The sequence below is a fragment of the Cellulomonas xylanilytica genome (genome assembly GCF_007989805.1).
Lineage (GTDB): Bacteria > Actinomycetota > Actinomycetes > Actinomycetales > Cellulomonadaceae > Cellulomonas > Cellulomonas xylanilytica.
The window spans coordinates 362,685-374,141 of the sequence record NZ_BJUB01000002.1; the positions used below are offsets into that span (position 1 = coordinate 362,685).

7 protein-coding genes are annotated in these 11,457 nt (G+C 71.6%); 4 read left to right on the forward strand and 3 right to left on the reverse strand.

The features are described 5' to 3' along the window. Positions 1-35: 35 nt before the first annotated feature. Positions 36-1,349: an ABC transporter substrate-binding protein gene (locus CXY01_RS04540; RefSeq protein WP_146925865.1), complete on the forward strand. Its 1,314-nt coding sequence runs from the start codon at positions 36-38 to the stop codon at positions 1,347-1,349. A 259-nt stretch (positions 1,350-1,608) separates the two neighbouring features. On the opposite strand, the gene CXY01_RS04545 is transcribed toward CXY01_RS04540, so the two are convergent. After that, the gene (locus tag CXY01_RS04545) at positions 1,609-2,721 is read right to left on the reverse strand and encodes a LacI family DNA-binding transcriptional regulator (RefSeq protein WP_146925866.1); all 1,113 of its coding nucleotides are present in this window, start codon (positions 2,719-2,721) and stop codon (positions 1,609-1,611) included. A gap of 387 nt (positions 2,722-3,108) precedes the next feature. Between CXY01_RS04545 and CXY01_RS04550 the strand changes: the two genes are divergently transcribed. Both CXY01_RS04550 and CXY01_RS04555 read left to right on the forward strand, forming a co-directional pair. Beyond that, entirely contained in the window at positions 3,109-5,736 is a 2,628-nt protein-coding gene (locus tag CXY01_RS04550) for a discoidin domain-containing protein (protein WP_222594487.1), read from the forward strand. 202 nt (positions 5,737-5,938) lie between these two features. Next, positions 5,939-7,327 carry a DUF1996 domain-containing protein gene (locus tag CXY01_RS04555; RefSeq protein WP_146925867.1) on the forward strand — a complete coding sequence of 463 codons (1,389 nt, stop codon included), beginning with the start codon at positions 5,939-5,941 and terminating at the stop codon, positions 7,325-7,327. Between the two features lie 212 nt (positions 7,328-7,539). On the opposite strand, the gene CXY01_RS04560 is transcribed toward CXY01_RS04555, so the two are convergent. Further along, positions 7,540-8,367 carry an Ltp family lipoprotein gene (locus CXY01_RS04560; protein WP_146925868.1) on the reverse strand — a complete coding sequence of 276 codons (828 nt, stop codon included), beginning with the start codon at positions 8,365-8,367 and terminating at the stop codon, positions 7,540-7,542. Positions 8,368-8,570: 203 nt separating this feature from the next. On the opposite strand from CXY01_RS04560, the gene CXY01_RS04565 reads away from it, so the two are divergent. Continuing rightward, a complete protein-coding gene (locus CXY01_RS04565) occupies positions 8,571-9,785 on the forward strand; it encodes an MIR domain-containing protein (RefSeq protein ID WP_146925869.1) in 1,215 nt (404 codons plus the stop codon). On the opposite strand, the gene CXY01_RS04570 is transcribed toward CXY01_RS04565, so the two are convergent. Next, a complete protein-coding gene (locus CXY01_RS04570) occupies positions 9,782-11,233 on the reverse strand; it encodes a serine hydrolase domain-containing protein (protein ID WP_146925870.1) in 1,452 nt (483 codons plus the stop codon). The genes CXY01_RS04565 and CXY01_RS04570 overlap by 4 nt on opposite strands. Positions 11,234-11,457 lie beyond the last annotated feature (224 nt).

The following is an 11,457-nucleotide window of genomic DNA, read 5'->3' on the forward strand; positions in this document are numbered from 1 at the left end:
CAGCACACCGTCGTCCTCGTCAACCAAGGAGAACCATGCGCCGCCCCCGTCCGTCCCTCCGCGTCGGTGCCCTGCTGGCCGTCGCGGCCCTGGCCCTCACCGCCTGCGCCGGCTCGACCGATGACCCGGCCGCCGACCCGACGTCGTCGGGTCCGCCCGAGCCCGTCGAGATCCGCTTCTCCTGGTGGGGCTCCGACACCCGCCACGAGCTGACCCAGCAGGTCCTGGACAAGTTCACGGAGAAGTACCCCCACATCACCGTGGTCCCGGACTACACCGACTGGAACAGCTACTTCGACAAGCTGGGCACCGCCGTCGCCGGTGGGGACGCACCCGACGTCATCACGCAGGAGGAGCGGTTCCTCAACGACTACGCCTCGCGCGGGGTCCTTGCCGACATCAACGAGCTCGGCGTGGACACGTCCAAGATCGACGAGAACGTGCTGCAGTCCGGCACCATCGACGACGCGCTGTACGGCGTGGCCACCGGTGTCAACGCGTACTCGATCATCGCCGACCCCGCCGCCTTCGCGGCCGCGGGCATCGAGATGCCCGACGACACCACGTGGACGTGGGAGGAGTACGTCGAGATCGCCAACGAGATCACCGCCAAGACCGGCGGCACGATCTACGGCGCGCAGGACTACGGCTTCAACGAGCCCGGCTTCTCGATCTTCGCCCGCCAGCGCGGTGAGTCCCTGTACACGGACGACCAGAAGCTCGGGTACGACGAGAAGACGCTCGCCGAGTGGTGGCAGTACTCGCTCGACCTGCAGGCCGGTGGCGGTCAGCCCGACGCCGCCAAGACCATCGAGGTCGACGCGGGCGGTCCGGAGCAGTCCCTCGTCGGTACCGGCACCGGTGCCATGGCGTGGTTCTGGACCAACCAGCTGACCGCCATCACCAACGCGTCGGGCAAGGAGCTCAAGCTGCTCCGCGTCCCCGGCGAGTCGGAGGAGGAGCGGACCGGCATGTACTTCAAGCCGGCCATGTACTACTCGATCTCGGCGAAGTCCGAGCACCCGGAGGAGTCCGCGCTCCTGGTCGACTTCCTGCTCAACGACCCTGCCGCCGGCGAGATCCTGCTCTCCGACCGTGGCCTGCCGGCCAACACCGACGTCCGCGCCGCGGTGCAGGACAAGTTCTCGCCCACCGACAAGCAGGCCGCCGAGTTCCTGGCCGACCTCGAGGACGAGATCGTCGACGGCCCGCCCGTCCCGCCCGTCGGCGCCGGTGAGGTCGCGGAGATCACGCGCCGCATCAACCAGGAGGTCCTCTTCGGCCGCCTGAGCCCGGCCGACGCGGCCAAGCAGTACACGATGGAGGTCGAGGCTGCCATCGGCGGCTGATCCCTTCCCCACCGCGACGCCCGCGCACCGAGCCCCCCTCCGCTCGGCCGCGCGGGCGTCGCGCTGTCTTCGCTCACCTTGGGCGGTGCACCGCAACGTCCGCACATCCGGTCGTCCTGACGCTCGAACCTGCGGACGCTGCCACCCCGACGAGCGAACGTCCGCGGATTCAGCTGTCCTGAGGCTCCCATCTGCGGACGTCCGAGGACGTGAGCGCTCCGGCAGCCACGTCTCGGACGTCCGGGCTCGCGGGTGGGTGTCAGGCGCTGTCGCGGATGCGGAGGGTCGGCTCGAAGATCGTCGACGTCACGCGGCGGCCCGGGTCGGCGATGGTGTCCAGCAGGATGCGGGCCATCTCCGCGGCCATCTCCTCGATGGGCTGGCGCACGGACGTGAGGGCGGGGCGCGAGAGGGCGCCCAGCGAGCTGTCGTCGAACCCGACCACCCGCACGTCGTCGGGCACCCGCCGCCGCGCAGCCTGGAGCGCCTCGATGGCGCCCAGGGCCATGAGGTCGTTGGACGCGAAGACCCCGTCCAGGTCCTGGTACCCGTCGAGCAGGGACGTCATCGCGGCGACCCCGCTCTCGTACGTGAAGTTGCCCCCGACGGTCGGGACGAAGGCCTGCCCGTGCCGGGCCATGGCGTCCTGGAACCCCGACAGCCGGTCCTGCGCGGACGGCACGTCGAGCGGACCGGAGATCGCGGCGACGTGCCGGCACCCGCGGGCGACGAGGTGCTCGGCGGCGAGCCGCGCGCCGTCGCGGTTGGCGACGTCGACGAAGCTGAGCGGGATGGGCCGGCCGGGGCGCGCGAACACGACGGCGGGCAGCCCGGCCTCGACGAGCAGGCGGGGCATCGGGTCGTCGCCGCGGGTGGAGACCACCAGGGCGCCGTCCGCGTTCCCGTTGCGCAGCGACGACAGCACGCGGGCGCGGTCGGAGTCCGTCTCGGCGAGCATGAGGATCGGGTCGACGTCCCGAGGCCGCAGCGCCCGCAGCATGCCACCGACGACGCGTCCGAAGAACGGGTCCGCGAAGTCGATGGTCGACGGTGAGCCCTGCTCCTCGACGCCGGAGACGACGACGATCACGGCGCCGGTCCGCCGGGTGACCAGCGACCGCGCGGCCAGGTTGGGCACGTAGCCGGTGGTCGCGATGGCCTCGCGGACGACGGCCTGGATCTCGGCGGCGACCCGGCGCTGCCCGTTGACGACGCGCGACACCGTCGCTCGCGAGACGCCGGCCACGCGGGCGACGTCCTCCAGGGTCGGTGCCCCGGAACCGGCGGCGCGGGCGCGCTCGGGCGGTCCTGTCGGCCCCCCGTCGTGCGCGGTCGCGACGACGCCCAGACCCGTCGGCGGTGTGGCCTCCATGGTCGCTGCTCGCCCGGGCGCGGCAGCGTCTGGCCTCGCCGGATCGGGCTCGTCTGCCATGCGTGCCAGGCTACCAGGACGGGAGAGCGCTCTCGCGCAATCTGTGTGCCGCTCGGCGTCACGGCGGCCGCTTCTCCCGTCATCGGCACTAGGCGAGCGGGTGAGATCGGGTATACGGTCCGTCCCGGGAGCCAACGAGGGCACCATCCCCAGCCCACAGCACGACGTCGCCGTCCCGAACGCGGTTCTGGCGGTAGAGCGCTCTCCCAGATTTACCGGCCCAGCTCGACGACGAACTGCACGCCCGGCGCACCGGATCGACGACGAGGTCGACTGCGGACCGACCTCCCGTCCCCTGCCACGGGCCCAGCCCCGGAGGAGACCCCTGTGTTCGACACCACCACCCATCCCCCCGCCAGGACCGCCCCACCCCCCGGCCGCAGCCGGCGCCTGCTGGGCGTCCTGCTCGCCGCCGCCCTGGTCGCCGCGGGCATCGGCATCCCCGCCGCCGCCGCGCAGGCCGAGCCCGTCCTGCTGTCGCAGGGCAGGACCGTCACGGCGTCCTCCACCGAGAACGCCGACTACACCCCCGCGTCCGCCGCGGTGGACGGCAACGCCGGCACCCGCTGGGCGAGCACGCCGTCGGACGCGCAGTGGCTGACCATCGACCTGGGGGCGACCGCGCAGGTCGACCAGGTGGTGCTGAGCTGGGAGGCGGCGTACGGGTCGGGGTACCAGATCCGCACGTCGGCGAACGGCACGTCGTGGACCAGCATCTACACGACGACCACCGGCAAGGGTGGCAAGGAGACGCTGGACGTGACCGGCAGCGGCCGGTACGTGCAGGTGCTCGGCACCAAGCGCGCCACCGGCTACGGCTACTCGCTGTGGGAGGTGCAGGTCTACGGCACCACCGGCGGGACGCAGCCGACGACGGGCACGTGCGGGACGACGAACGTCGCGCAGGGCAAGACGGCCACGGCCTCGTCGTCCGAGCAGGGCGCGGGCACGGCGGCCGGCCTCGCGGTCGACGGCAACGCCGGCACGCGCTGGGCCAGCACGTTCGCGGACAACCAGTGGTGGCAGGTGGACCTCGGCTCGAGCCAGGCGGTCTGCAACGTCACGCTGAGCTGGGAGGGCGCGTACGGCAAGGCGTTCCGCGTCCAGGGCTCCACCAACGGCACGACGTGGACGACGCTGTCGACGGTCTCCACCGGCACGGGCGGCACGCAGTCGATCACGCTGACCGGCACCGCGCGCTACCTGCGGCTGGACCTGCAGACCCGAGGCACGGGCTACGGGTTCTCGCTCTGGGAGGTCGCCGTCCGCACGACCGGCACGACCACCCCCGATCCCACGGACCCGACGGGACCCGCGGACGGCAAGGTTCGCATCGCAGGCAGCCAGGGCAGCTGGTCGCTGCTGGTGAACGGGCAGAACTGGGTGACCAAGGGCATGACGTGGGGCCCGGCCCCGGCCGAGTTCCCGCAGCACGCCGCCAACCTCAAGGCGATGGGCGTCAACACCATCCGCACCTGGGGCACGGACGCGGGCTCCAAGGTCCTGCTCGACGCGGCGGCCGCCGCGGGCATGCGCACGGTCGCGGGCTTCTGGCTCGCCCCCGGCGGCGGTCCCGGCTCGGGCGGCTGCCCGAACTACGTCACGGACGCGACGTACAAGGCGAGCTCGATGAACGACATCGTCACCTGGGTCACCGCGTACAAGGACCACCCGGGCGTGCTCATGTGGAACGTCGGCAACGAGTCCCTCCTCGGTCTGGGGAGCTGCTTCTCGGGCGCCGAGCTCGAGGCGCAGCGCGCCGCCTACGCGACGTTCGTCAACGACGCCGCCAAGCGGATCCACCAGATCGACCCCAACCACCCGGTGACGTCGACCGACGCCTGGACCGGCGCGTGGCCGTACTACAAGGCGAACGCTCCGGACCTCGACCTGTACGGGCTCAACGCCTACAACGCCGTGTGCGACGCCAAGGCGACGTGGATCGCCGGCGGCTACACCAAGCCGTACCTCATCACCGAGGGTGGCCCGGCCGGCGAGTGGGAGGTTCCCGACGACGCCAACGGCGTGCCCGACCAGGGCACGGACCAGCAGAACGCGGCGGGCTACACGCGGGCGTGGGACTGCATCAAGGCGCACCCGGGCGTCGCGCTCGGCGCCACGCTGTTCCACTACGGCAACGAGGGCGACTTCGGCGGCATCTGGTTCAACGTGAAGCCGGGCAACAACAAGCGCCTGTCGTACTACGCGATCGCCAAGGCGTACGGCGGCTCGGCCGGGGCGGCGGGGGTCAACACTCCCCCGACGTTCAGCTCGATGACCGTGCCGAACAGCGGCAGCGTCGTGGCCGGCTCGACGTTCACCGTCAACGCGGCGGCGAGCGACCCGAACGGTGACCCGATCACCTACAACGTCCTGCTGAACAGCAAGTACGTGAACGACTCGGGTGGCCTGGCCCCCGCGACGTTCACGCGCAGCGGCAGCACGTTCTCGGTGACGGCCCCGCAGACGCTCGGCGTCTGGAAGGTCTACGTGTTCGCCGAGGACGGCAAGGGCAACGTCGGCGTCGAGACGCGGTCGTTCCGCGTGGTCCCGCCGGCCGTCAACGGGACGAACATCGCCCAGGGCCGACCGGCCACGGCGTCGTCGTTCGACCCGTACAACGGGAACTTCACGGCGGGCCAGGCCACCGACGGCGACTACGCGACGCGCTGGGCGAGCAGCTGGTCCGACGACGAGTGGCTCCAGGTCGACCTGGGCTCCGTGCGGTCGTTCTCGTCGGTCCAGCTCGTGTGGGAGTCGGCGTTCGGCAAGGGCTACCGCATCGAGACGTCGAACGACGGGACCACGTGGGCGACGCTGACCACCGTGACCGCCGGCGACGGGAACGTCGACACCCTGAACACCGCCGGCTCGGCCCGCTACGTGCGGGTGCACGGGACAGCCCGCGGCACGGCGTACGGCTACTCGCTGTACGAGCTCGGGATCTACTCCTGAGCATGTGACGTGCCCGGGGCGGGCGGCCACCCGCCCCGGGCACCACCCTCGGCCAACCCCTCACAGAGCCGATGACGCCAGAGGGTCGTGCGCATCGTCGCACCTCCTCTGGGCACCTCGCGGGGCATCCGTGCCCCCTCCACGCCGTCGTCCGCACAGTCGTGCGTCCGGCGGGACACGCCCACGAAGGAGTGTCATCCCCATGCCCACCCATCTCCCTGCACCACGCTCGCGGAAGGCCCGGGCCTGGCTTGCCGCGGCCCTGTCCGCGGTGCTGGTCGCCACCGGTCTCGGAGTGGCGGTCGCATCGTCCGCGAGCGCCGCACCCGTCAACATCTCCCAGGGAAAGCTGGCCACGTCCTCGTCGGCGGAGGGCCCGGACTTCACCGCGTCCAAGGCCGTCGACGGCAACGGCAGCACCCGCTGGGCCAGCCAGTTCTCCGACGCGCAGTGGATCCAGGTCGACCTGGGCGGCACCGCCACGGTGGACCGCGTCGAGCTGCGCTGGGAGGCGGCCTACGCCAAGGCCTTCCAGGTGCAGCTCTCCCCCAACGGCACCACCTGGACCACCGTCGCGACCGTCACCAACGGCACCGGCGGCAACCAGACGGTCGCCGCGCCGGGCACGGGCCGGTACCTGCGGCTCAACCTCACGGCGCGCGGCACGGGCTACGGCTACTCGCTGTGGGACCTCGCGGTGCTCGGCACGGGTGGCGGCACGACGCCGCCGCACACGCCGAAGCCGCTGCCGCCGGCCCCGCCCGGCGCCGACACGTCGGTCACGCACCACGAGTTCCAGGCGAACTGCACCCCGACGCACACGCTGAACGACGACCCGATCGTCTACCCGGGCCAGGCGGGCGCGTCGCACAGCCACACGTTCATGGGCAACCGCTCGACCAACGCGAACACCACCACGGCGTCGCTGCTGGCCGCGAACAGCACCAGCTGCACGGTCCCGCAGGACGAGTCGGCGTACTGGTTCCCGACCCTCCTGCGCGGCGACAACAAGGTGGTCGCCGGCACCGAGCAGACCATCTACTACAAGGCCGGGATCATCGACTACAAGAAGGTCGTCCCGTTCCCGCAGGGTCTGCGCTACCTCGTCGGCAGCATGACGGCGACCAAGGAGGAGTTCCGGACGGCCCCCGGTGCGGTCGAGGGCTTCGAGTGCGGCAACAGCTCGTTCAACTGGGACATCCCGGCCAGCTGCCCCATCGGGTCGCAGCTGAACGTCCGCTACCAGGCACCCAGCTGCTGGGACGGCGTCAACCTCGACTCGGCCAACCACAAGAGCCACATGGCCTACCCCGTCAACGGTGAGTGCACCGCGAGCCACCCGGTCGCGGTGCCGATGATCGAGTTCAAGCTGTCGTGGCCGGCCGACGGGAACATGTCGGACGTCCGGTTCTCCAGCGGTCGCGGCTTCTCGTTCCACTACGACTTCTTCAACGCGTGGGACCCGGCCGTGCTCCAGGCGCTGACCGAGCACTGCATCAACGGCGGTCTGCAGTGCAACCCCCGCGGCTACGACCTGTACAAGCCGTGGGCCGGCGCCGTGCTGGACGCGAGCTACACCCTCATCCCGTAGTTCCCCTCGCGCGTCCCGGTCCGCACGGGCCGGGACGCGCCCCCACTCGTCTCGACGGGGATCCCGTCCGACGGCTACGGAGGCTGACCACCACAGCTGCACCGACGGCCCCGGTCCGACGGCCCGGGCCGTCGGCGGCCGCCGTGACCGAGCCGACTGCGACGGCGAGGCCGAGACGCTGCATGGCAGCACCTCGGTTCGGCACCGGCCGGCTAGAGACCCGTCTGGCTCACGCCGTACTCGGCCTGCTCGGGTGTGAACTGCGCGCCGTACTCGCTCGTGAGCTGGTCGAGCAGCCCTTGCCGCGAGAAGGACGTGAACTCGAGATAGGACTTCGCCGCCTCGACCGCCTCGGCGTTCCAGTCCACTCCTCCCTCGGCCTCCAGGCGGGCGACGGCGAACTCGGCGTCAGCAGCGGGGAAGCCTGCGCCGTACTCGCTCGTGAGCTGGCCGAGGAGGCCGGCGCGAGAGAAGGCGGTGAAGCTCAGGTAGGACTCGGCCGACCTATACGCGTTCTGCTGGGAAACGGTGCCCTTGGCGGCTTCGGCTGCTGCAGCGGCAGCCGCCTCCTGCTCGGCGGCAACCCGGTCGGCCTCGGCCTCCGCTGCGTCCTCCGCAGCCTTCTGCTCGGCGGCGACTCGATCCGCCTCCTCTTCGGCCGCGAGCTCCTCGGCAGACGGCCCTTCGGGTGCCGTCTGCTCCACTGCGCCGGCGGCGACCGGACCAGTTGACTCGCTGGCCGGCTCGTCGCCGCCATTGAGCGATCCGATGACGATGCTCAGCACCACGAGGCCGATCGGAATGATGAAGCGCTTCTTCTTGAACCAAGGCCGCTGCAACCCGCTCGCGGCGACCACCGAGGGAGCTGCGCCGTGCGACAGGCCGACCGGCTCGGTCGGAGCTGCGGTCGCATCGTCGATCCACAGCTGCCACCCGTGCGGTGCGGCCGGCCAGCTAGGGTCCGGCCTCCAGCCGGGCTCGGGGGTCCACCCGTCGGGAGCCGCCGGCCAGCCGGGAGCAGGGTTGAAGCGTGCAGGCATGTGCGTGCGTCCTTACGTCGATGAGAAGTGCGAAGTGACATAATCATCGATCGTGGGATCCCTGCGACGTAGGGACCTAGGTCCCCCGAGTGCACCAGCCTGTGAGTCACCCTGTGTATCTCACCCAGCCCCGTCCACTCCTTCATGTCACCCTCGACACGAGGGTGCCGCACGCGGACGTGCGGTTGGCAGGGACGAGAGGGATGGCGATGCCGGAGCAGGTCCTCACGGGTCGGGCGGTCGGGTTCGACCCCGCCACCCACGGCTTCGCGTTCTCCAACGCGTTCGTCAACGAGGTGCTCACGCTGCCCAACGGCGCGAAGATCACCACGGCCGGCCGGTGCGGCGGGATGGCGTACGCGGCCCTCGACTACTTCCTCGCCGGTCAGCCCGTCCCCACGTGGCGCTCCGACCTCTGGGCTCCCAGCCGCGTCCCGCCGGACGGCCACTGGCTGGCGCAGCTGTTCACCCAGCGCCTGCGGGACTCGTTCTTCACCGGCTCCGCGGCCAAGTTCGTCACGTGGTCCATGCACTCCGACGACGAGACGTGGGTGTTCAAGGGCGTGACGCGCTGGACCAAGGAGGAGGAGCTGCCCCGCCTCATCGCCTCGATCGACGCCGGCCGGCCCGTCGTCCTCGGCCTGGTCGTCGCCCGCAACCTCGCCGCGATCGGCGACAACCACCAGGTCGTCGCGTACGGCTACGAGCAGGACCGCGCCACCGGCCGCACCACGGTGCTCATCCACGACAGCAACTCGCCCCGCAAGGCGGTGACGCTCACGTCCGAGGCCGACCAGCACGACTGGACCGCATCCAACGGCCCGACCTGGCGGGGGTTCTTCCTGCAGGACTACACCCCGCGCCGGCCTCGCGTCCTGACCAAGAAGGCGCCCGACGGCAAGGCCCCCGTGTCCACCGGTGACACCGTCAAGCTCTCCCACGTCTGGACCGGGCTGACCCTGCACTCCCACGACCTGCCCTACACCCACCCCGGATCCGACGGCCTCCAGCAGGTCACCTGCTTCGCCGGGTCCGACGACAACGACCGGTGGCTGCTGGTCGGGACCGCCGGCACACCCGCCGGCACCGACCTGCACGACGGGTCGGTCGTCCGCCTGCGGCACGTCTCCACCGGCCGGTGGCTCCGCAGCACCGCCGGGGTGCGGTCACCGCTCTCGCAGCAGCAGCAGGTCAGCGCCTCGGACACGGCCGACGCCTCCGCGGACTGGCGGGTCGAGGTCGTCGACGCCCGGCCGTGGACCGCCGGCGCCCGGGTCCGCCTGGTGCACGTCGCGACGGACACGGCTCTGCACTCCCACCGGGCGTCCGACCCGCGGCTCACCGCCGGTCAGCAGGAGGTCACCGGCTTCCGCAAGCGCGACGTCAACGACTGGTGGACGGTCCTCGAGCTGAGCTAGCCCACCCAGACCTCCTCGGCCGGCACGACGCTGCCGACCAGCGTCGGGAAGGCCGTCGGCCCGAACGCCACGTTGAACCCGCCGTCGACCACGACGTCGTCGTCGGTGACCGTCGCCGTGAGCGTCACGACGAACGGCGACTCGACGAACCGGGCGGTCAGCACGTAGGTGTCGGGCGTCGTCCACGCGCCGCTGACCAGCACGTCCTCCGGGATGCGGCGGCGCGCGGTCGTCCGGGTCAGCACCGGTTCGGCGTGCCCGACCGAGACGATCACGGTCTCCTCCTCGTGGTCGACCGTCAGTCGGTCGTGCCCGTCGGCCGTCTCGAGGACGGCGTTGCGGATGCCGAGGGTGTTCGGCTCGAACGTGATGGTCCGGCCGTGCAGACGACTGCCCGTGGGAGAGGTCGGAGCGCCGTGCGGGGGGTCGAGACGCAGCGTCCCCAGCCGGTCCGCCAGCAGGCGCCGACCGTCGGGGTCCTCCGGGAGCGGAGCCTCGGACAAGCCGGGCAGCAGGTGCTCCCAGACGAGCGCGAGCTGGCCGTGCATGTCGCCGACCCCCGACGTCGTCACGACCACGACGTCCTGCTCGGGCAGCACCACGCAGAACTGGCCGAAGGCGCCGTCGCCCCGGTAGCTGCCGTGCCGCCCGCGCCAGAACTGGTAGCCGTAGCCCTGCGCCCAGTCGATGTCCGGGTTGGTGTCGTTGGGCACCTGAGCGCGCGTCGCCTCGCCCACCCAGCCCTCGGGGAGCACCCGGCTCCCGTCCCAGATCCCGTCCTGCAGGTACAGCTGGCCGAACACCGCGATGTCCTCGGTGGTCGCCGACATCCCGGTGCCCCCGGCGTCGACCCCCGTCGGCGACTGCAGCCACGTCGCCCCCTCGATGCCGAGCGGCTCGAGCAGCCGCGGGCCGAGGTAGTCGAGCAGACGCTGGCCGGTCACCTTCTGCACCAGGGCCGCGAGCATGTGCGTGCCCGCCGTGTTGTAGACGAAGAACGTGCCGGGCTCGTGCTCCACGGGCTCCGCCAGGAACGCCCGCACCCAGTCGCCCGTCGCGTTCACCCGCTGGGTGGGGTCGTCCGCGTGCCCCGTGGTCATCGTCAGCAGGTCCCTGACCCGCATCCGCCGCAGGTTCTCGTCCGGGTCAGCCGGTGCCTCGTCGGCGAAGTGGTCGAGGACGAGGTCGTCCACGCCGACCAGGCCCTCGGTGACCGCGAACCCGACTGCCGTGGACGTGAAGCTCTTGCTCAGGGAGTACAGCTCGTGCAGCCGCTCGGGCCCGAACGGCGCCGACCACCCCTCCGCGACGACCGACCCGCGCCGCACCACCATCACCGAGTGCAGCTCCGGCCAGCCGTCGAGGGCCTCGACCAGCCGCAGGAGCGCCCGCGGGTCGACCCCCTGCTCCTCCGGGGTGGACCGTGGCAGGCGTCGTCGTCCAGGCATGCACCCACCCTGCCATCCGCCTCCCACCCCCGCCCCACCAGCCCCGCGCCGCGCGCCACCGCCGCGAGCTCGTCACTCGGCGCCGAGCTCGTCAGCTGCAACGGACGAGTTCGGCTGCAATGGACGAGTTCGGCTGCACATGACGAGCTCGGCTGCGAGCGGCGCGCCAGGCTGCCGGCAACCAGTACGGCGGCAATCGACGCGTTCGGCAGTGACGAGCTCGA